This is a genomic window from Mycolicibacterium sichuanense (assembly GCF_033741125.1).
Taxonomy (GTDB): Bacteria; Actinomycetota; Actinomycetes; order Mycobacteriales; family Mycobacteriaceae; genus Mycobacterium.
Map to the genome: position 1 here is coordinate 161,267 of NZ_JAWQPU010000006.1, position 19,965 is coordinate 181,231.

Annotated in this window: 18 protein-coding genes; 11 read left to right on the top strand and 7 right to left on the bottom strand. The window is 65.5% G+C overall.

The features are described from left to right. Positions 1 to 61: 61 nt before the first annotated feature. Both SBI80_RS19150 and SBI80_RS19155 read right to left on the bottom strand, forming a co-directional pair. Positions 62 to 1,966 carry an ABC transporter ATP-binding protein/permease gene (locus tag SBI80_RS19150; protein ID WP_318976383.1) on the bottom strand — a complete coding sequence of 635 codons (1,905 nt, stop codon included), beginning with the start codon at positions 1,964 to 1,966 and terminating at the stop codon, positions 62 to 64. Between the two features lie 144 nt (positions 1,967 to 2,110). After that, entirely contained in the window at positions 2,111 to 2,839 is a 729-nt protein-coding gene (locus tag SBI80_RS19155) for a hypothetical protein (protein ID WP_318976384.1), read from the bottom strand. A gap of 281 nt (positions 2,840 to 3,120) precedes the next feature. On the opposite strand from SBI80_RS19155, the gene SBI80_RS19160 reads away from it, so the two are divergent. Continuing rightward, a complete protein-coding gene (locus SBI80_RS19160) occupies positions 3,121 to 4,890 on the top strand; it encodes an ABC transporter ATP-binding protein (RefSeq protein WP_318976385.1) in 1,770 nt (589 codons plus the stop codon). Positions 4,891 to 5,000: 110 nt separating this feature from the next. On the opposite strand, the gene SBI80_RS19165 is transcribed toward SBI80_RS19160, so the two are convergent. After that, the gene (locus tag SBI80_RS19165) at positions 5,001 to 5,369 is read right to left on the bottom strand and encodes a hypothetical protein (protein WP_318976386.1); all 369 of its coding nucleotides are present in this window, start codon (positions 5,367 to 5,369) and stop codon (positions 5,001 to 5,003) included. 242 nt (positions 5,370 to 5,611) lie between these two features. Here SBI80_RS19165 and SBI80_RS19170 point away from each other — a divergent pair, with 242 nt between their 5' ends. The 4 genes from SBI80_RS19170 (at position 5,612) to SBI80_RS19185 (ending at position 10,117) form a co-directional block, all read left to right on the top strand. Continuing rightward, on the top strand, positions 5,612 to 6,928 hold the full coding sequence (locus SBI80_RS19170) for an APC family permease (protein WP_318976387.1): 1,317 nt from the start codon (positions 5,612 to 5,614) through the stop codon (positions 6,926 to 6,928). Between the two features lie 41 nt (positions 6,929 to 6,969). After that, a complete protein-coding gene (locus SBI80_RS19175) occupies positions 6,970 to 7,191 on the top strand; it encodes a hypothetical protein (RefSeq protein WP_318976388.1) in 222 nt (73 codons plus the stop codon). A 297-nt stretch (positions 7,192 to 7,488) separates the two neighbouring features. Then, positions 7,489 to 8,298: an LLM class F420-dependent oxidoreductase gene (locus SBI80_RS19180; RefSeq protein ID WP_318976389.1), complete on the top strand. Its 810-nt coding sequence runs from the start codon at positions 7,489 to 7,491 to the stop codon at positions 8,296 to 8,298. Positions 8,299 to 8,431: 133 nt separating this feature from the next. Continuing rightward, entirely contained in the window at positions 8,432 to 10,117 is a 1,686-nt protein-coding gene (locus tag SBI80_RS19185; RefSeq protein WP_318976390.1) for a GMC family oxidoreductase, read from the top strand. A gap of 48 nt (positions 10,118 to 10,165) precedes the next feature. Here the strand turns inward: SBI80_RS19185 and SBI80_RS19190 are convergent, their stop codons facing one another. Then, entirely contained in the window at positions 10,166 to 10,585 is a 420-nt protein-coding gene (locus SBI80_RS19190) for a DUF5313 domain-containing protein (RefSeq protein WP_318976391.1), read from the bottom strand. A 73-nt stretch (positions 10,586 to 10,658) separates the two neighbouring features. Here SBI80_RS19190 and SBI80_RS19195 point away from each other — a divergent pair, with 73 nt between their 5' ends. Further along, complete coding sequence (locus tag SBI80_RS19195) at positions 10,659 to 11,036, top strand: ArsR/SmtB family transcription factor (RefSeq protein ID WP_318976392.1); 378 nt, start codon at positions 10,659 to 10,661, stop codon at positions 11,034 to 11,036. Continuing rightward, on the top strand, positions 11,033 to 12,676 hold the full coding sequence (locus SBI80_RS19200; RefSeq protein WP_318976393.1) for a SulP family inorganic anion transporter: 1,644 nt from the start codon (positions 11,033 to 11,035) through the stop codon (positions 12,674 to 12,676). The genes SBI80_RS19195 and SBI80_RS19200 overlap by 4 nt, the downstream gene beginning before the upstream one ends. Positions 12,677 to 12,738: 62 nt before the next feature. Here the strand turns inward: SBI80_RS19200 and SBI80_RS19205 are convergent, their stop codons facing one another. Genes SBI80_RS19205 through SBI80_RS19215 form a run of 3 tightly spaced genes read right to left on the bottom strand, consistent with a single transcriptional unit; the run spans position 12,739 to position 15,721 of the window. Next, positions 12,739 to 13,476 (bottom strand): glucosamine-6-phosphate deaminase, encoded by a 738-nt coding sequence (locus tag SBI80_RS19205; RefSeq protein WP_318976394.1) that lies wholly within the window; start codon positions 13,474 to 13,476, stop codon positions 12,739 to 12,741. Then, positions 13,473 to 14,849 carry a 6-phospho-beta-glucosidase gene (locus SBI80_RS19210; RefSeq protein WP_318976395.1) on the bottom strand — a complete coding sequence of 459 codons (1,377 nt, stop codon included), beginning with the start codon at positions 14,847 to 14,849 and terminating at the stop codon, positions 13,473 to 13,475. Before SBI80_RS19210 ends, SBI80_RS19205 begins: the two co-directional genes overlap by 4 nt. Continuing rightward, positions 14,846 to 15,721: a DeoR/GlpR family DNA-binding transcription regulator gene (locus tag SBI80_RS19215; protein ID WP_318976688.1), complete on the bottom strand. Its 876-nt coding sequence runs from the start codon at positions 15,719 to 15,721 to the stop codon at positions 14,846 to 14,848. The genes SBI80_RS19210 and SBI80_RS19215 overlap by 4 nt, the downstream gene beginning before the upstream one ends. Positions 15,722 to 15,795: 74 nt before the next feature. Between SBI80_RS19215 and SBI80_RS19220 the strand changes: the two genes are divergently transcribed. Genes SBI80_RS19220 through SBI80_RS19235 form a run of 4 tightly spaced genes read left to right on the top strand, consistent with a single transcriptional unit; the run spans position 15,796 to position 19,932 of the window. Further along, complete coding sequence (locus tag SBI80_RS19220; protein ID WP_318976396.1) at positions 15,796 to 16,785, top strand: carbohydrate kinase family protein; 990 nt, start codon at positions 15,796 to 15,798, stop codon at positions 16,783 to 16,785. Further along, positions 16,782 to 18,143 (top strand): extracellular solute-binding protein, encoded by a 1,362-nt coding sequence (locus tag SBI80_RS19225; RefSeq protein WP_318976397.1) that lies wholly within the window; start codon positions 16,782 to 16,784, stop codon positions 18,141 to 18,143. The genes SBI80_RS19220 and SBI80_RS19225 overlap by 4 nt, the downstream gene beginning before the upstream one ends. Further along, on the top strand, positions 18,140 to 19,111 hold the full coding sequence (locus tag SBI80_RS19230) for a carbohydrate ABC transporter permease (RefSeq protein ID WP_318976398.1): 972 nt from the start codon (positions 18,140 to 18,142) through the stop codon (positions 19,109 to 19,111). Before SBI80_RS19225 ends, SBI80_RS19230 begins: the two co-directional genes overlap by 4 nt. Then, a complete protein-coding gene (locus tag SBI80_RS19235; RefSeq protein ID WP_318976399.1) occupies positions 19,108 to 19,932 on the top strand; it encodes a carbohydrate ABC transporter permease in 825 nt (274 codons plus the stop codon). Before SBI80_RS19230 ends, SBI80_RS19235 begins: the two co-directional genes overlap by 4 nt. Positions 19,933 to 19,965: the final 33 nt, after the last annotated feature.

Here is a 19,965-nt window from a genome sequence, read left to right on the forward strand (position 1 = left end):
GTAGTAGGGGTACTGGCAGAGTCCCCCTCGGTCGACAGCGGGCGCTGATTCCCGCCCGGGTTCAGCCCGGTGCCGCAATGCTGTGCAACCTCCACCCACCGTCGCCCAACAATTCGAGATGCCGATCATGGTGTCGATGAACGGAGCCGTGGTGGCTCACGTTGATCACTATCAGGTTGGGCAGGCTGTCACGGAGCACCCGGTAAAGCGCGCGTTCCACGCCCTCGTCCAGGGCGGAAGTCGCCTCGTCGAGGAAGACCACCTTCGGTCGGGTCAGCAGCACCCTGGCGAATGAAACTCGTTGCTGCTCACCGGGCGAGAGCACCTTCGCCCAGTCGCGTGCCTCGTCGAGCCGATCGTTCAGCTGGTCGAGCAGGACGTGGGAGAGCACGGCGCGAAGACGCTCGTCGCTGACATCACCCGCACGGTGCGGATAGCACACCACCGAACGCAATTCGCCTAGCGGCATGTAGAGCAGCTGCGAGACGAACATCGTCTCGTATCGTCCATCGGGTCGATGCCATCGACCACCTACGGCCGGCCACATGCCGGCCAGGCCGCGCAACATTGTCGTCTTGCCGGTCCCGGACCGGCCCGAGACGACCAACCACTCGCCTGGCCTCAACTGCAGATCGAGCGACGCGACGAGCCGGTCACCAGCCAGGGAGCGCACCTCGACACCGTCGAGACGCACCAATCCGTCGACGCTCGGCCCGCTGGCCATCCTTGGTAGCCGGCGGGCGCGCGCGTTGTCCTGCATCAGGCCGTCTAACCGAACGATGGTGGCGTCGTAGCTGGCGAACTGGCTGTAAGCGTTGCGAAAGAACGACAGGCCGCTTTCGATCTTTCCGAACGCCGTCCCGGATTGCATGACGTCGCCCAAGGTGACCGCACCGGCGAACAAGCGTGGCGCCTGCACCAGGAAGGGCAGCGGCGTGATCGCCTGGGTAACCGAGTAATTCCATCCAATCATGCGCAACGTTCGCCCCAGATAGCGCCGATAGTTCCCGATGACGGCGCCGAAGGCCGCATCGAGTCGGCGACGCTCGGCGCGCGCGCCCTTGATGAAGGCGACGGCCTCGGCCGCGTCGCGCACGCGGATCATCGCGTAGCGGAATGCGGCATTGGTCTGTTCGTTGCGGTAACTCAACGCGATCAAGGGACGGCCGATCCGGAACGTGATGGCCGACGCCACCAAGACGTAGAGGATTACGATCCAGAACAGGGCTCGTGGAATCCCGATTTCCAACACGGTCACCGTGCCAGACAGCCTCCACAGGATCGCCGCGAACGAGGCCACCGAGATCACCGAGTTCAGCGCACCGAAGGGCAACATGCTCTGTGAGTAGTACGACGGCACGTTGGTGCTCGCACCTACTCCCGTGGTCAAGACATCGATGTCCTGCTGAATCCGCTGATCGGGGTTGTCCACTCCATCCCCCGCGAGTTGAGTGCGGTAGTAGACGTCATCGTCGAGCCAGTCGCCGCACAGGCGGTCGGTCAACCACACCCGCCACGCGATGATGAAGCGCTGCGTCAAATACGTGTCGAGGACGATACGCACCACGGTGATCGTGGCGAGCACGCAGAAGATTGCGATGGCAATCCAGAACCCGTGAATACCGGAGTCGCGCTTCGCGAGGTCGTGCGCGCTGGCGCCTTGAAACGCGGTCTGCAACGCCGAGAAGAGGTCGTTGTTGTAGTAGCTCATCAGTACCGCGAGACGCACGGAGGTGACGACCGAGAATAGGAGCACCGCCAGCACCGCCCATACGCGGACACTGCGGCGACCCGTGAAGAAGCCTCCGGTGACACGCCAGAAACGTCGACCCCACGTGGTGAACCGGATTAGAGCGACCCCGACGACGAGTGCCCCCGCCGCACTTGCGGACCACGTGCACGAGATCCACCACATCGAGGCCGTCAACTGGCCGTTCCAGTCGATCGAGGACACGAACAGGTCCATCGTCGGTCTCCGTCCTGCCCGCGGTGCGGCGTCCGCTCAACTGCGTCCGCGGCAACGGGCCGAGACGATGGAGCAGAGCACCGCGGGTCGTCGGACTACCCAGAGACGCCGACCCTCGACGAATTCGTGCTTCGATGAACGAATCTAATCGTCCTGGTTGTTACCGGCGCCCTGGCCGTGAGCGAGGGTGTGGCCCTCCGTGGGCTCGCTGAAGCAGCCGATGTTGCAGTCCTGCATCACGACGATGTCCGCCCCGTTCGCAGCGGGGCGAAAGTTCCACACCGTCTCGATGAATGTGCCCGGTTCGATCGCCGTCCGTCCCGTCACGTCGCTGCTGAGGATCCGATTCCCGAAGTCACACGTCTCTAGCAGCACCTCGTCGGCCGCCAGGTTGAGCGGATCGCGGACGAGTTTCACCCCGAATCGGTCGGACTTGGCTCGCGCGCGCAGGCGCTGCTCGATACCTGCCAGGACGGCCTCGTCGTCGTCGGAAACCGGTGAGGTCGCCCCGAGGTCTGCCATCGAGGAGAACTCCATACCCACGACGCCGGTCCCGGATTCGACCGAGCCATCGAAGCGCACCGCGGTCGGGTGCAGAGCGGCCATGTCGACATGGGACCGGTCGATGAGCGTAGTTTGCATCCTTCTGGGCTCGGCACTGGCGCTTTCGACGAACAGCTCGTCATCGGAAGGCTCGAAGTGCTTGTGTAGCAACCAGATCGCAAATCGCTGCCAGGCGCCGGCACCAACGAGGTACTCGCCCAACTCAGTCAGACACTCGCGGTCGTCGTCACCCAGCACACCGACGTCCGTGGCATCCATGTCCCGTAGATCGGCATAGTCCTCCACGCCGTGATCCCGCATCGTCAACATCGCTCGACTCCTTCGATCGTCACCGTGTGCCGGTGAATACGTTTTACCGGAAGCGGTCCGTGACCACACGCCGAACGGGCAACGAGCGGATGAACAAGCGCAGACCGGGTGATGTACCGGGCCGCAGTTCGGCTTGCTGGTGATCGCCCTATTCCGTCGGCCCTCCGGTCGCTAGTATCAGCGTCGCGCGTCACCCCCGGCGTATCGTCGCCCCTTTCAGTGGCGCGGGGTCGGTCATGGGTGGGCCGGCGAGTAACTGCACGGATGACGAGGAACGCGAGATGCTGCGCCTGATCGCCGATCTGCTCCGTCCCTACCGCGGCAGCATCGCCATCATCGCTATGTCGATGGCCGTGCAGACTGCCATGAGCCTGGCCGTTCCCTGGCCGCTCCAGGCCATCTTGGACAACGTCGTCGGAAACCATCCCCCGCCCACCTGGATCGCCTGGTTCCTCCCCCTCCTCGGCGGGGCCGGAAAGGGACACATCGCCGCCGCCGCAGGCCTGGCCACGGTGTTGATCGCGGTGGTCACCGGGTTGGCGTTCTACGTGTCGAACTACGCGACGGAGATGCTTGGCCAGCGAGTCGCCAACGACCTCCGGGTCCGGACCTTCCACCGTCTGCAGCTGTTCTCACTCGGATTCTTCGACCAGAACCGCGTCGGAACGCTCCTGTCCACGATCATGACCGATGTTCAGACCATCCAGAACTTCGCTTCGGTATCCACCCTCAACATCGTCACCGATACCGTCACGATCATCGGCATGGTCGTCGTGATGCTGCTCTTGCGAATGGATTTCGCGCTCATCGCCATCGGCGTGGTCCCCTTCCTCGCCCTGTTCGTCTGGCGCGTGAACGCCATGATCAGAACTGCGACCCGAGACGTCCGCACACGTCAGTCAGAACTCATGTCGACTCTGCAGCAGGGCCTCGAGGGCATCGAGGTGGTACAGGCCTTCGACCGCCAGGACGTCGAGGAGCAACAGTTGGTCCGCGCCAGCGAAGAGACGATCACCGCATGGTTGAGGGCGCGCCGCGTGTCGGCAGTGCTGACGCCAATCGTGGGGTTGGCCGTCGCGCTGTGCACCGGTCTCGTGTTGTGGCGAGGTGGACTTCTCATCGTGTCCGGGGCCATGACGGCGGGGACGTTGACGGTCTTCCTTTCCTACCTCGCCAAGTTCTTCCAACCCATTCGCGAACTCGCAGTCATGAGCAACACCATTGCAGCGGTGTCGGTCGCGTTCGAACGGGTCAAGGCAATCCTGGACGCCGACTACGTGGTACCGGAACGTCCTGACGCGCGAATGCCACCGCCCTTCACGGGCTCGATCACCTTCGATCACGTCTCCTTCGGATACGACGTCGATGTTCCGGTGCTGCGGGACATCACGTTTCGCATCGATCCAGGCCAAACCGTGGGCATCGTCGGCCCGACGGGCAGCGGCAAGTCGACAATCGTCAGCCTTCTTCCGCGCTTCCGAGACACAGACTCCGGCGCGATTCAGATCGACGGCGTGAACATCTGCGACTACCAGTTGCATCCCCTGCGCCAACAGATCGGATTCGTGCTGCAGGACACCGTCCTGTTTCGTGGAACCATCGGCGACAACATCGCCTTCGGGCGTCCAGGAGCGACCCGAGACGAGGTCGTTGCCGCCGCGAAACTGGCCAATGCCCACGAGTTCATCGAGCGGATGCCACACGGATACGACAGCGCCGTGGGCGAACGCGGGCTCACCCTGTCGGGTGGACAGCGCCAGCGGATCGGCATCGCCCGCGCGTTCATTCGCGAAAACCCGATCCTCATCCTCGACGAACCCACCGCGGCGCTCGACGCCGAGTCCGAGGAAATGGTGATCGAAGGCCTCGATCGGCTCACGAGGGACAAGACCGTCATCATCATCGCCCACCGCCTCAGTACGATTCGCACCGCCGACGTGATCCTCGTCATCGACGATGGCGTCGTCACCGAGCGCGGTACCCATCGCGAACTCATGGCGGTGCCGGACGGTACCTACGCCCGACTATATCGGCTGCAGCTCGGACTGTAGCCGCTCGACGGGAAGCGGAGCAGCCCGCAAGTAGCGCCAACGGCGGCACCAACACTGAGTCAGGTTGCGCGAGAGGACTCTTCGTTGGCCATGAGGTCGATCGTGGCCCTTCAACTCGCGTCGTGCTCGCCGTCGCCCCTTGCTCCGGTGGGCAACAGCGGCTCCAACGACGCCAGCTCGGCGGTACTCACCCAGGATGGGTTGGCCTGCTGCGGTGCCCTGAGCACCTCCAGCGAGCGCAGCTCGGGCAACCGACCGAGCCGGATGGCCACCAGCGGCTCGTCGAAGAGCGGAATGGCCACCGTCACGTGCGCGCGTCCGTCCAGCACCCACATCGGGGACGTCACCCAACCGGCACCCCAGATGCCCCGCCTGGGGTGCGCCGAGACCCAGAACAGCACCCGGTCGCCGGACCGGATGAGCTGCGAGCGATAGTTGGCTGCCACACACCAGGTGGACTTCGTCCGGCCCGCGGTCACGAACGGCTCCACCGGCGTACTGCGTGGATTGCACTTGATGACCCAGGCCCCGAGATTCTGCCGGGTGACGGCGCGATTCACCACTGCGGGACCCAGGCGTCAGCCGACCACGGCTGGGGCGCCATAGACGTCGCCGTAGAGGGAGCCGTAGAGGGATTCGTCTGCCATGACTCGACCCTAGCCGTGCGTCCACGACGCTTGCCCCAGACCGAAGCGGGTAAGACGCCCCCATGACGGAGTGGATGACCGAGACCCCATCGGGTGACGACGAGAGCACCGGGCGACTCAAGCGTGGCATCACCGGCCCGCTGTTGTTCCTGTTCATTCTCGGCGACGTCCTCGGCGCGGGTATCTACGCCCTGATGGGAGTGTTGTCCAAGGACGTCGGCGGCGCACTGTGGGCGCCGCTGCTGTTGGCGTTGCTCATGGCCCTGCTGACGGCCGGGTCCTACGCCGAACTCGTCACCAAGTACCCGAAGGCGGGCGGAGCCGCCGTGTTCGCCGAGCGCGCGTTTCGGCGGCCGGTGGTGTCGTTCCTGGTCGGTTTCAGCATGCTCGCCGCCGGCGTGACCAGTGCCGCCGGTCTCGCCCTCGCCTTCGCCGGTGACTACCTGCGCACCTTCGTCGACGTCCCGCCAGTGCCGGCCGCCATGGCGTTCCTGGTCGTCGTTGCGGCACTCAACGCCAGGGGCATCAGCGAGAGTGTCAAGAGCAACGTCGTGATGACAGTCGTCGAACTATCGGGTCTGCTCATCGTCGTCGTCGTGGTCGCAATGATGGTCTCCGGTGGCCGTGGCGACCCGAGCCGCGTGACGTCGTTTCCGGACGGCTCGGCACCCGCGCTCGCAGTCTTGAGCGGGGCAATCGTGGCGTACTACTCGTTCGTGGGTTTCGAGACCTCGGCCAACGTCATCGAGGAGGTTCGAGATCCCCGGCGGGTCTATCCGACGGCCCTGTTCGGCGCGCTACTCACCGCGGGCATGGTCTACGTGTTGATCGGCGTCGCCAGCGCGACCGCGTTGTCCCCGGACCAACTGTCCAAGTCGACGGGCCCCCTGCTCGCTGTCGTCGGCGCCTCCGGCGTGGGCATTCCCAACTGGGTGTTCAGTGCGATCGCCTTGGTCGCCGTGGCGAATGGCGCCCTGTTGACGATGATCATGTCCAGCAGGCTGTCCTACGGAATGGCCGAGCAGGGACTGTTGCCCTCGGCGTTGACCCGACTATTGCCCAATCGGCGGACGCCGTGGGTTGCGATCGTCTCGACGACGGTGATCGCCATGATGCTCACCCTCGGCGGTGACGTGTCCACGCTCGCCAAGACGGTGGTACTGCTGTTGTTGATCGTCTTCATCTCGACGAATGTGGCGGTACTGGTGCTACGGCGAGAAACTCTCGAGCACAGCCACTTTCGTGTGTGGACGGCGGTGCCGGTTCTCGGCGTCGGCTCCTGCATCCTCTTGCTGACCCAGCAGGATGCCAAGGTATGGCTGTTCGGTGCGGCCCTGCTGGCGGTGGGCGCATTGCTCTATCTGCTCGCGCGGGTAATTCCCGGCACGTGACCAGGTTTGGACCCCGTCGCTGCGTTGGTAAGGCAGAGGACATGACTGCACGCCTCATCTCGGGTGAGACCCGGGCGTTGTCCGAAATCGTGGGCCTGGAGCGCGATTCATCGCTACGGCTCGCGAGCGTCGGCGTAGAGGACGGTATGGTGGCGATCACGCTCACTGGCACGCGCGGCGTGAGTGTCCAGTATTTCGCCGACGACGATGCGCGTCGCGTGGTGGCCGACCTGCTGGCCTGGTCTGACGAGCGCTTGAGTTGAGCGGCGGTGATCATCGAGCGGCCGGCTCAGCCGGCGTGCGGTGGTTCGCCGCCGTGCGAAGTCGCCGTCACCCCGAGGCTCGTGGTGCGTCGAATCCTTGACACGGCCCGGGAGGATCGGCGCAGCGTAGCCGTCGGAGCCAACGGTACGGGTGAACGCACCTTCGTCCTGCGAGCGCCGTCGTCACGGGCGGGTGGCGGTCGGCCAGCGGGCGTTGGCGAACAAAGCTAGTTGGAATAAACCTGGGATCGGCGAGCTTGGCACCAGAGTCGCACCGTCCCCGACCCAGGAGCATCCATGACCCGTCCCGTCCGCGTCGCCGTGCAGGTCCAGCCAGGCGGCACGCCCGACTACGCCAGCTGGCGCGACGCCGTAGTGGGCGCCGACGCGCTTGGCGTCGACGTGATCTTCGGCTACGACCACTTCCACCGCCCGGCGATGAAGGGCATCGTCGACGGCAAGCCCGTGATGTTCGACGAACAACCGGACGTCGCGAACTTCGAGGGCTGGACCGCGCTGGCGTCGTGGGGTGAGATCACCTCGCACGCCGAGATCGGACTCCTCGTCACCGGTGTCGGTTACCGCAACGCCGACCTGCTGGCCGACATGGCCCGCACCGTCGATCACATCAGCGGCGGCCGCCTCATCCTCGGCCTCGGTGCGGGGTGGTACGAAAAGGACTACACCACCTACGGTTACGACTTCGGCACCTTCGGTTCGCGTTTCGACCTCTTCGATGAAAGCCTGATCCGAATCGAGAATCGGCTCACCGCGCTGATTCCGCCACCCGTGCGCAAGCTGCCCATCTTGATCGGCGGTACGGGGCCCAAGCGGTCGTTGCCCGCCGTCGCCCGGCACGCCGACATTTGGCACGCATTCCAGGACCTCGACGCGTTCCGCAAGTCCAGCGACCTCGTCGACGAGCTGGCGGCGACGTTCGGGCGCAGCGGCGCCGACATCGAGCGCTCGACGTTGTGGGAGAACCCCGAGAGCGCCGACGCCTTCCGCGAGGCAGGTGTGACGCTGTTCCAGACCGAACTCACCGCCGACGACGGCTACGACCTCACGTCTCTCAAGCAGGTGCTCGCCTGGCGGGACGAGGCGTGACCCCGACGATGATCACGTGATCCCAGCGCGCATCATCCAGTAGTCCGCTACGCAATGAGCTGCGGCCAGGCAGTTCTCGACCGGTGAGCCAAAGCGGGGCAATGCTCGACCCGTCCTCCCCTACGGTGTACGGATGCCGGAACCCAGCCCCGTCGCCGAGTTCGACTTCGTCATCGTCGGCGCGGGCAGCGCCGGCTGTCTGTTGGCAAATCGGCTCAGCGCCAACCCCGATCATCGTGTGCTCCTGATCGAAGCTGGCGGCAAGGACGATTGGTTCTGGATCAAGGTGCCGGTGGGTTACCTGTACACGATCGCCAACTCCCGCACCGACTGGTGCTTCACGACCGAGGCCGACCCAGGTCTGGCCGGCCGCAGCATTCACTATGCGCGGGGCCGCGTGATCGGCGGCAGCTCGTCGATCAACGCCATGATCCACATGCGCGGACAGGCCAGTGACTACGAGCTGTGGGCGCAGGCCACCGGTGACGAACGCTGGCTGTGGGACAACGCCGGCGAGACACTGTCGATCTACAAGGAGTTGGAGGACTACTTCGGCGGCGCCGACGACTGGCACGGCACCGGGGGTGAGATCGCCGTCGAGCGACCCCGGGTGCGGTGGAAGATCCTGGACGCCTGGCAGGCCGCGGCTGCCCAGGTGGGCATCCTTCCGATCGACGAGTTCAACCGCGGTGACAACGCCGGCAGCGCATACTTTCACGTCAACCAACGCCGTGGCCGCCGCTGGTCGATGGCCGATGCCTTCCTGCATCCCGTCGCCCACCGACCGAATCTAGTGGTCTACACCCAGACCCAAGCCTTGAAGCTGCTGATGGACGACCAGGTCCGCGACAGTCAGCGTCGCGGTGCCTGGACCAAAGCAGCGCACCGCGCCACCGGTGTGCGGGTGCTCGAAGATGGCCGAGTCGTCGACGTCCACGCCCGCCGCGAGGTGATCCTGAGCGCCGGAGCGATTGGGTCACCGCAGCTCATGCAGGCCTCGGGCGTGGGCCCGGCCGGGTTGCTCGCCCAGCATCAGGTGCCGGTGGCCGTAGATCTGCCCGGAGTGGGTGAAAACCTTCAGGACCACCTGCAACTGCGAACGATCTACCGGGTGCGGGGCGCCAGGACCGTCAACACGCTGTACCGCAACTGGGTCACCCGGGCGGGCATGGGACTTCAATATCTGCTGCTGCGATCAGGACCCATGACGATGCCGCCGTCCACCCTTGGCGCTTTCGCCAGGAGTGACCCCACGCTGGCCAGTCCCGATCTGGAGTGGCACGTACAACCCTTGTCGCTGGCCAAGTTTGGCGAACCTCTGCATCCCTTTGCAGCCATCACACCGTCGGTGTGCAATCTGCGACCCAGCTCTCGAGGTCACGTACGGATAGCCAGTGCAGATCCGCTGACCTACCCCAAGATCGTCTGCAATTACCTGTCCACCGACGCCGATCGCGAAGCTGCCGTGCGCGGCTTGAGGATGACCCGGCAGATCATGGCCGCACCGTCCCTGGCCCGCTACTGCCCGGAAGAATTGCTTCCCGGCCCGCATCTGGTGAGCGACGATGACCTGCAGCAGGCAGCCGGTGAACTCGGTACCACCATCTTCCATCCAGTGGGCACGTGCGCGATGGGAGCCTTCGACGCACACGGGGCGCCGCGGTCGGCCGCCACGGTGCTCGACACCGACTGTCGCGTGTACCGCGTCGCAGGCCTTCGAGTGGTCGATGCCTCGGCCATGCCCACCATCACGTCGGGGAACACCAACGCACCGGTCATGCTGATCGCAGAGCGCGCCGCGCGGGCAATCCTGGGCTGAGAGGGCTTGCCCACGGCCACTGCCGCAACGGATTTCGCCGTGATGTCGTCATACGTCGCGACTGCTGGCAGGGCCCGTGCGGGAACCGTACCGCCGCTCGTAGGCCTCGTGGACGTGCGCGTTCTTCTTGCGTGAGATCGCGTCGACGAGGCTGGGATCAAGGCCGTGCTTGGCAAGCATGTGGCGGCGCCAGATCTTGTTGAGGGCGTGCGAGAAGTACACGAACGGCAGGAAGATCGGCAGGGTCATGCTCGCGTGCAGATAGAGCGACATCGGGATCAACCAGATCGGCGCGAGGATCAACACCGCCGGGATGGCGACCCTGATCATCATCCGCGCCGCTGCCCCCGGCCCGGCCAGATCATGGGCTACCCAGTCACGCATGCAGTCAGGCAGCCGGCGGCCGTAGCAGTACGTGAGGTACTCGATCGGACCTGGTTTCGTCGCCGCCGCGGGACCACTGGACATTGGGTCAGGCTATCGCCCATCATGATGAATTGCGAATTTACTCAATCCATCAATCAGAAGGGTGGCCTCAACGGTGGCCGACAATGTCTTGGAGGGTCCCGAGCGGCCGCTGTACGAAATCAAGGCCAACCTGTTCAAGGCTCTGGCCCATCCGGCCCGCATCCGCGTCCTGGAGATCCTGTCCACCACCACCAAGCCAACCCCGGTGAGCGCAATCCTGGCCGGCTGCGACATCGAAGCAACCGTGCTCTCACAGCATCTGGCCGTACTGAAGCGCCACCACGTCGTCAGCGGTCACCGGGTGGGCAATGCGGTCTATTACCAACTGGCGCACCCAAAGATCGCCGAACTGTTGCGCATCGCCCGGATCTTTCTGGCAGACACCCTGGCTGTCCAACGCGATCAGCTCGACGCCGTCAGTTCACTGCCACCGATCGGCACCCGCCGATGACCGGTTGGCGTGAGAGCACCGTGGCCGGACTGCTCCCGCACCGCGACGATTACGCCGGACTGGCCCGCTCGTGGCGCCGGGATGTGCTGGCCGGGGTCACCGTCGGGGTGGTCGCGATGCTGCTGGCGTTGGCGTTCGGGATCAGCTCCGGGGTCGGCGCGGCCGCCGGGCTGGTCACCGCCGTCGTCGCTGGGGTGGTGGCCGCGGTCTTCGGCGGCTCCCATGTGCAGGTCTCCGGACCCACCGGAGCCATGGCCGTCGTCCTCGCTCCGATCGTCGTGCACTACGGACTGGGCAGTGTTGCCCTGGTCACCGTCGCGGCCGGAGTCATCGTCGCGCTCGCGGGTATCACCGGGTTGGGGCGGGCGGTGACGTTCATTCCGTGGCCAGTCGTGGAGGGGTTCACCCTCGGCATCGCGACCATCATCTTCCTGCAGCAGATCCCCGCCGCGATAGGGCAACCGCTCCCAAAGGGGAAGGCGCCCTTGGCTGCCGCGGCCGCGGTCGTCGCCGACGTCGACCCGGCCACGGCACGCCCGGCGCTGATCGTGGTGGCGTTGGTGGTGGCCCTGATGGTGGTGCTGCCGCGGTTGCACGCAGCGATACCAGCGTCGCTGGTCGCGATCGCCGCGGTTACCGCGGTGGTCGTGATTGCAGGATTGCCGGTCGCCCGGATCGGGGCACTGCCCTCCCGGCTGCCCAACCCCGTGTGGCCGCACGCCGACTTGGCCACCATGCACAGCCTGGCCGGGGCGGCGGTGGCGGTCGCCGCGTTGGCGGCGATCGAATCACTGCTATCGGCCCGAGTCGCCGCCACCATGTCCGCAACCGGGCCCTATGACCCCAACCGGGAGCTGCTCGGGCAGGGGTTGGCGTCGATCGCATCTGGAGCGTTCGGTGGCATGCCCGCAACCGGGGCGATTGCACGCACGGCGGTCAACGTGCGTTCCGGGGCCCAGACGCGGGTCGCGGCGATCGTCCACTCGGTGCTGTTGCTTGCGGTGGTGTACTTGGTCAGCGGACCGATCGGAGCGATCCCGTTGGCCGCGCTGGCGGCGGTGTTGATGGTGACCGCGTGCCGGATGATCGCTTGGCGCACCATGATCCGAATCGTGCGCTCGACCCGCACCGACGCCCTCATCTTCGCGCTGACCGCATTGGTCACCGTGTGCTTCGATCTGATCGAGGCCGTCGAAATCGGTATCGCGGTCACCGCCGTGGTAGCGCTGTACACGCTGGCCCGCCGCAGCAGCGTCACGCGAGAAGACCTTCCCGGCCCGGTTCTACCTGGCGACGATCAGATCGCACTGCTGCGCCTGGACGGAGCCATGTTCTTCGGTGCGGCCGAACGCATCTCGTCGGTCATCGTCGATGGACGCCATCCCGACACCTCGGTGGTGATCATCCGGCTGTCCCAACTTGGGATGCTCGACGCCACCGGCGCGCACACCCTGACCCAGATCGCCCAAGAACTCGAGTCCCGCGGCATCACCGTCATCATAAAGGGCGTTCAACCCGAGCACCGAAACCTGCTGACCAACGTCGGCATCATCGATTCCCTGCGCCACGAGAACCACCTCGTGGATACCCTCGACGAAGCCGTCGCGCACGCCCGCACCCACATCCGCCAACACCGCTAGCGATCACGTAGACGCCCAACCTGATTCGTTTGGCGCAAACCGACACACCCTCGGCGAGCGACTTACGACGTCTCGTAAACCGCTGCGGCCGCGTCAGTGTCGAGGTTGACGCGCACGTCCGGATGGCGCCGAAGAATGCTGGCCGGGCATTGCTCGGTGACCGGACCGTATAGAGCGGCGGCCACGGCGTCGGCCTTGTGGCTTCCTGAGGCGACGAGTTCGATCCGGTCGGCGCGCATGATGGTGGCGAGCCCCTGCGTGAGGCATTCGACGGGAACTGCGTCGGCGGAGGGAAAGAATCGTGCGTTGGCTCGGCGGGTGGACTCGGTGAGTGTCGCGCGATGCGTGGTGGCCGTGAACGGCGTTCCCGGCTCGTTGAAGCCGATGTGTCCGTTTCCTCCGATGCCCAAGATCTGCAGATCCACCCCGGCGCCGGAAATGGCGGCTTCGTAGGCCTCCGCGGCCCCATCAGGATCCGCTGCGGCACCGTCGGGAACCTGCAGCGACGCCGGCTGCAGGCCCAGCGGTCCGATGAGGACACGTTCGAGCACCGCCCGATACGACTGCGGATGGCCAGGTGGTAGACCGACGTACTCATCGAGGGCGAACCACCTCGCCCCAGATGCGTCGAGGCCGGCGTCGACGAATCGTGCCAGCGCGCGGTACACCGGCTCGGGCGACGACCCGGTCGCCACTCCGATCACCGCATCGGGTTTGCCCTGAATCAACGCCGCGATCCGCGCCGCGACTCGTCGGCCCGCCATCTCGGCATTAGGGCAGATCTCGATGGCCAGCGTCACGCCGCCTTCGACCGCTTGGCCAGCACCCGGGCGATGTCGGGATTGGAATCGACGTAGCGAGATAGCAGTTCGCGCGCGACACTCACCGAATCCACCAGCGGGTGCAACGCGAACGCCTTGAGGGCGTCGGTGCTCGATCCGGTCATCGCCGCACTGATCGTCAGCCGTTCAACGGCCTTCACCTGCTGCATCAAACCGAGCTGATGCAGATCCGGCTGAGTCTCCAACGTCAGCGGATGCACACCGTTGGCATCGACCATCGTCGATACCTCGACCACCGCATCGGCGGGCAATCCTTGGATCGTGCCGCGGTTGCGTACGTTGAGGATCATCGTGCGCCGCTCGTTGCGGCTGATTGCCGCCATCACCCCGAGGGCTACGCCGGCGTAGCCAAGATGTGCCGGGTCGGTCTCGCGATCCCGTTCGATGGCTGGGGCCCCCTGGACCCCACCCTTGGCCTCGGCCATGTAGCTGGCACCACGCTCATCGACCGCGGCGGTCCACAGCTTGGCCGCGTGCTCGGGTTGCGCGGCGGCCTCACCGAAGAACCGGCCCTGGGTCTCCAGAAGGAAGTCACCACGGGTCTGCGGAGATTCGAGGATGCGTCGGACGGCGTCACGGTTGTAGTAGTAGTAGTAGAGGTACTCGTTGGGAATGACTTGCAGCGCGCGGATCCAGTCGACCCCGAAGACCTGCGCCTCCTCCATCCGCTTGAGCCTCGGCTCGTCGGCGAGAAGGTCCGGGAGTACGTCGTGGCCGTCGACGAGCACCCGGCGCATCCAGCCGAGGTGATTGAGACCGACGTAGTCCATGTGTATCCGGGTGTGGTCGTAACCGAGCGCTCCGGCCACTCTTCGGCCCAAACCGGATGGGGTATCGCAGATTCCGAGTGCCCGGTCCCCCAGCACGCTCTGTAGGGCTTCGGTGATGATGCCAGCGGGATTGGTGAAGTTCAGGAAGTAGGCATCGGGGGCGACCTTGCGAATCGTGTGGGCGACGTCGAGCATCACCGGCACGGTTCGCAGCGCATAGGCGATACCGCCGGGCCCCGTCGTCTCCTGCCCAATCACGTTGAGATCCAACGCAACGTGTTCATCACAGCACCGTTGTTCGACGCCACCCACCCGCACGGCGGCGAAGACGAAGTCCGCACCCTCCAACGCAGGCTCCAGCTCGGTATGGATTCGCACGGTCGGCACGTCGGTGAATCCGACGGCGAGTTGCTCGAGGATGGCGGTGATCGTGGCCAGCCGACCCTCGTCGACGTCGTAGAGGGCTACCTCGGTCACCCTTGGCGACCCCTCGTCGCGAATCAGCGCTTGCCACACATACGGGGTGCGGAATCCGCCCCCGCCGAGGATCGTGAGCTTCATGCAACGATGACCTTTCTGCCGGCCTCCCGGCGATGAACGAGTTCGTCTTCGGACGTGCCAGCCGTCGTGATGAGCACGTCGACATCGTCGAGCGAGCACAGGCGCAGAGCGCCCGAGCCTGGGAATTTCAGTTCACTGGCCAGCAGCACGATGCTCTGGGAGGCTGCGATGAGAGCCTGCTTGATCGGCGCCTCGACGGCCATGTTGTCCAGCACCCGGCCTCCGCGAACTCCGGTGCAGCTCAAGAACATCCTGTCGGCGCTGAGCTGGCCGATGACCTGCTCGGCGAGCGGGCCGACGAGCGACTGTTGATTCCGTCGTAACACCCCGCCCAGCAGCACGAGTTCGACGGCGTCGTCGCCGCGAACCTCGTCGAGGACCGCCAGGTTCGACGTGATGATGGTGACCGGGCGTCCCCGCAGCTCCCGAGCGACCAGCGGAGTCGTCGACCCGATGTCGAGCACCACGACGTCACCGTCGGACACCAAGCGAGCTGCCTCGATCGCCATCCTCTGGCGTAGCTCGAGATCGCCACGGGCGTCGGAGGTGAAGGGGTCCTCCACCGCGCCCGAATCGGTGATGGTGGCCCGGCTTCCCTGCGTCAGCATGGCTCCGCCGTAGAGCCGCTCGAGCTGACCTCCCTTGGCCAGGATGTCCAGGTCGCGACGAATGGTGGACTCACTGACCCCCAGGGACTCGGCGAGCTGCACCACCGACTGCCCACCACCGGCCAGCGCAGCCAGGATGCGCTCGTGACGTCGGGCAAGGAACATGCGGGCAATGTTACCCACCGGGTGACTGACTTTGCGCGATGTTGAACGACTTTTAACAAAATTCGGCGAAATAACCCGCGAGAGACGTCGAAGCAACATAATCGTCACGCAAGACAGTCACGCTAGCCGTGCAAACACGTCAAACTCTGTCAAAGCTGTGGAGGTGCCCACGAGTGACCGATCGTGAAATCGACGTGCTGATCGCGGGCCAGGTGTACAGCGACCTGGTATTCACCGGCGTTCAGGCACCCGCCCCAGGAGCCGAGGTCTACGCCCACGGCTTCGCGATCTCGCCTGGCGGCGCCGCCAACCGCGCGGTCGCGGCCGCCCGACTCGGTGCGCACACCGCGCTCGTCACCGAGTTGGGCGATGACCCCATCGGCTGCATCGTCGCGCACATGCTGCGCGAGGAGGCGAACATGGATCTGCGCTTCGCCGTTCAGCACAGGGGATATCAGAACCCCATCTCGGTGGCGATCACCGACGGGCACGATCGATCCTTCGTGACCTACGAACAGCAGCCCCCGCACCTCCCGTCCTGGCCGGAGTCGACGCCGGTCCGCGTCGCCCACGTGGGTCTGGGCCGCGGTCCCGTCCACGCCGAGGCCGCGCGGCTGCGTGCGCGGGGCACCATCCTGGTGAGCGGCGTCGGCTGGGACCCGTCGGGCCAGTGGTCGGAGGCCGTGCTCGACCAGCTCGACGACGTGGACGTCCTCATCGTCAACGATGTCGAGGCGCTCGGCTACACCCGTGCGGAGAACGTCGATGCCGCACTGGAGGTCCTCGCCGAACGGGTCGACCTCGCGGTCATCACGCTGGGGTCCGGCGGCGCGATGGCGGCGCAGGGACCGCTCCGGCTGCGCGTCCCCGCCATCGCCGTACGCGCGGTCGACCCGACCGGAGCGGGAGACGCCTTCACCGCCGCGTTCATGGCCGCCACCGCATGGGACTGGGAGATCTCCCAGCGCCTTCGGCTGGCGAGCATCAGCGCTACCTGTTCGGTGCGCGGCGCCGGTGGTGCGCGCAGCGCACCCCGTCCCGCCGACATCGCCGACCTGCTCTCCGAGCAGCGAAGTGACCCGGAGTGGGAGTCCGTCCGACAGTGGGCCGAACGACACCGCACGTCCGTCATCCCTGCAACCAGAGGAGCTCTCACCTCATGACCAGAACCCGACTGCATCGACTCGGCGGAGCGTTGGCCGCAACCATCACCCTTCTGACGGCGAGCGCGTGCGCGCCGGGTCCGTCGGGTGACAGCGCCCCGGCAACTCCCACCAACGCGGTGTCCAAGGACATCTCGTCGGCCGGGCCGGTCACGTTGAACGTGTGGGACCAAAACACCGATGGCGGAATCGCCAAGGCGCAGGAAGATCTCAACGCCCAGTTCCACCAGAAGTACCCCAACGTCACGATCAACCGCACCGTCGAATCGTTCAGCGACCTCAAGACGACCCTGAAGCTGGCGCTGTCCAGCAACACTCCCCCAGACGTCGTACAAGCCAACCAGGGCTACCCCGACATGGGCGCGTTCGTCTCGGCAGGAATGTTGCGCCCGATGAATGACTACGCCAAGCTCTACGGCTGGGACGGTTACTACCCCCAGGGCCTGCTCAAGCAGAACAGCTTCAGCCACGACGGCAAGACCTGGCAGGGCGACACGCTGTTCGGCGTCTCCCAGACCGGCGAGGTCGTGGGCATCTACTACAACCGCCAGAAGCTGGCGTCGCTCGGCTTGTCCGCGCCCACCACGCTGGGCGAACTGGAATCGGCCATGGGTGCCGCCAAGGCCAAGGGGATTCTGCCGATGGCATTCGGCAATCTCGACAAGTCGCCAGGCATCCACTTGTTCGGAGTCGTCCAAGCCGCACTAGCAGGCGCACCCGCGGTCCAGAATCTCGTCAGCGGCCAGGGCGGCGCGTGGACCGATCCGGCCTCGCTGAAGGCCGCCCAGCAGATCGCCGAATGGTCCACCAAGGGCTATCTGACTCCGGGAACCAACGGCGTCTCCCGTGACGACGCCATCGCCGGATTCGGAAAGGGAGACGCGCTGTTCACCCTCACCGGAACCTGGATGCAGCAACCCCTGAACGACGCCCTGGGTGACGGCGTCGGCTTCACCACACTGACGTCCGTGGACGGCAAGCCGGCCACCACCGGCGGACAGGGCCTGGCCTGGGCGATCACGTCGAAGTCGGCCCATCCCGATGTCGCCGCCGCCTACATCGACTTCATCACCAACGCGAAAGCCGCGCAGTTGCTGGTGGATTCCGGCAATCTGCCGACGGTGCTTCCGGCGGGCTACGAGCCGAAGGCAGGCACGTTGGCCGGTGACATCGCCACCCAGTACCGGGATGTCCAGGCGGCCGACGGCGTAGTCCCCTATCTCGACTACACCACGCCGACCTTCTATGACACCCTCACCGCGGGAATGCAGGAACTGCTTGGCGGGCAGTCTGATCCGCAGCAGTTCGTCGAGGCGCTGCAAACCGACTACGCCGCCTTCCTCAAGAACCAGAAATGACCGTGACGCTGCGCCCACCACGACGAACGGCGGCGCCGGACGGTTCCGGCGCCGCCCCCGATGACCGGCTCTGTCCGCCACCGCGGGCGCGCCGTCATCGGGCTCGCGGAATGTTACGCGGCTATCTCTACGTGATGCCGGCATTCCTGGTCTTCGCGGCGTTCCTCGGCGCCCCGCTGGTTCAGACCGTTCAGTACTCGTTCTACGACTGGAATGGCATCGGCACGGCGACCGTCGCCGGAATCTCCAACTACCTCAGCGTGTTCGACGACGAGCAGCTGCGTGGGTCATTCCTGCACGCCGGTGTTCTGATGCTGTTCTACGCGGTGGTGCCCGTGACCATTGCCCTGTTGCTCAGCGCAGTCATCTCCCGGGCACACGCGATGCGGTCGATGTCGTTCTTTCGCACGGCGCTCTTCCTGCCGCAGGTGATCACCACGGTCGTGATCGGTACGGTTTGGATCTCCGTCTACTCCCAGGACGGCTTGCTCAACCAGACACTGCGCGCTGTCGGACTGGGCTCGCTGGCGCGAGTGTGGCTGGGCGACCACACCTTTGCTCTGATCGCCATCGGACTGATCGGCACGTGGCTCAACATCGGACTGTGCCTGGTGCTGTTCCTGTCCGGGATCGGAAACATCGCACCGGAGCTGTTCGAGGCCGCCCGCCTCGACGGCGCCGGGCGGGTCCGTGAATTCATCGCCATCACGCTGCCGTCCCTGCGCGGTCAGATCGCGGTGGCGCTGACCCTGACCGTGGTGTCGGCGTTGAAGACCTTCGACCTGGTCTACATAACCACCCGCGGCGGGCCAGGAACCGCCACCACCGTACCGGCGTTCGAGGCCTACAACCGGGCCTTCAATACCGGGCAGGTGGGTCTGGCCTCCGCCATCGCGGTGGTGCTAACCGTGTCGATCGTCGCACTGACGTTCCTGATCAGCCGGATCACCCCGAGGGAAGCCGAATGAACCTGAGTCGAACCGAGAAGACGGTCAATCAGATCATCCTCGCCGTGTTCGCCGTGTTCGCCATCGTCCCGTTGCTGGGTGTCGTGTTGTCCTCGATCACCCCGGCCAAGCAGAACACCGGTGGATTCAACATCCCGACCAGCATCGACCTGCACAACTACGGTGCGGCGTGGAACCGCGGGAACTTCAGTAGCTATCTGCTATCCAGCGTCGTGGTGACCACCGCCGTCGTGCTACTGACCGTGACGCTGGCGACGTTGGCCGGCTACGCGTTCGCCCGGATGAGGTTCCCTGGCTCCTCGCTACTGTTCTACGCATTGCTCCTCGGCCTGACGTTGCCGGCCGAAGCCTTCATCATCCCGCTGTACTTCAACCTGCGAACCATCGGACTCACCGACACCTACTGGGCCCTGATTCTGCCGCAGACCGCTCAGTCGCTGGGATTCGCGGTGTTCTGGATGCGCAACCAGTTTCGCGCCTTCCCTGGTGAGATCATCGAGGCCGCCCGGCTGGACGGATCGAGTGACTTTCAATTGCTTTGGCGCATCGTCGTCCCGCCGAGCCTGGCGCCCATGATGACCATGGCCGTCATCATCACGATGTGGACGTGGAACGAATTCCTCCTGCCGCTGGTCCTCGTAGTCTCCGACAACCGACGTACCGCACCCCTCGGCCTGGCGCTGTTCCAAGGCCAACACCTCACCGACTACTCGCTGTTGGCCGCCGCCGGCGTGATGGTCGCGCTGCCGATCGCAGTGCTGTTCTTCGCACTTCAGAAGCGATTCATCAACGGAATGGTCGGTGGCATCTCGTCCCGCTGATACCGCCCCCGTCCGCGCACCCCCTCGATCACA

What these genes read in the sequence shown, in the direction of transcription:
- SBI80_RS19215 (WP_318976688.1), bottom strand. Translation starts at nt 15,721, where the DNA reads ATGTTGCTTCGACGTCTCTCGCGGGTTATTTCGCCGAATTTTGTTAAA.
- SBI80_RS19175 (WP_318976388.1), top strand. Translation starts at nt 6,970, where the DNA reads ATGACTGCACGCCTCATCTCGGGTGAGACCCGGGCGTTGTCCGAAATC.
- SBI80_RS19235 (WP_318976399.1), top strand. Translation starts at nt 19,108, where the DNA reads ATGAACCTGAGTCGAACCGAGAAGACGGTCAATCAGATCATCCTCGCC.
- SBI80_RS19210 (WP_318976395.1), bottom strand. Translation starts at nt 14,849, where the DNA reads ATGAAGCTCACGATCCTCGGCGGGGGCGGATTCCGCACCCCGTATGTG.
- SBI80_RS19230 (WP_318976398.1), top strand. Translation starts at nt 18,140, where the DNA reads ATGACCGTGACGCTGCGCCCACCACGACGAACGGCGGCGCCGGACGGT.
- SBI80_RS19225 (WP_318976397.1), top strand. Translation starts at nt 16,782, where the DNA reads ATGACCAGAACCCGACTGCATCGACTCGGCGGAGCGTTGGCCGCAACC.
- SBI80_RS19170 (WP_318976387.1), top strand. Translation starts at nt 5,612, where the DNA reads ATGACCGAGACCCCATCGGGTGACGACGAGAGCACCGGGCGACTCAAG.
- SBI80_RS19160 (WP_318976385.1), top strand. Translation starts at nt 3,121, where the DNA reads ATGCTGCGCCTGATCGCCGATCTGCTCCGTCCCTACCGCGGCAGCATC.
- SBI80_RS19155 (WP_318976384.1), bottom strand. Translation starts at nt 2,839, where the DNA reads ATGTTGACGATGCGGGATCACGGCGTGGAGGACTATGCCGATCTACGG.
- SBI80_RS19150 (WP_318976383.1), bottom strand. Translation starts at nt 1,966, where the DNA reads ATGGACCTGTTCGTGTCCTCGATCGACTGGAACGGCCAGTTGACGGCC.
- SBI80_RS19200 (WP_318976393.1), top strand. Translation starts at nt 11,033, where the DNA reads ATGACCGGTTGGCGTGAGAGCACCGTGGCCGGACTGCTCCCGCACCGC.
- SBI80_RS19190 (WP_318976391.1), bottom strand. Translation starts at nt 10,585, where the DNA reads ATGTCCAGTGGTCCCGCGGCGGCGACGAAACCAGGTCCGATCGAGTAC.
- SBI80_RS19180 (WP_318976389.1), top strand. Translation starts at nt 7,489, where the DNA reads ATGACCCGTCCCGTCCGCGTCGCCGTGCAGGTCCAGCCAGGCGGCACG.
- SBI80_RS19185 (WP_318976390.1), top strand. Translation starts at nt 8,432, where the DNA reads ATGCCGGAACCCAGCCCCGTCGCCGAGTTCGACTTCGTCATCGTCGGC.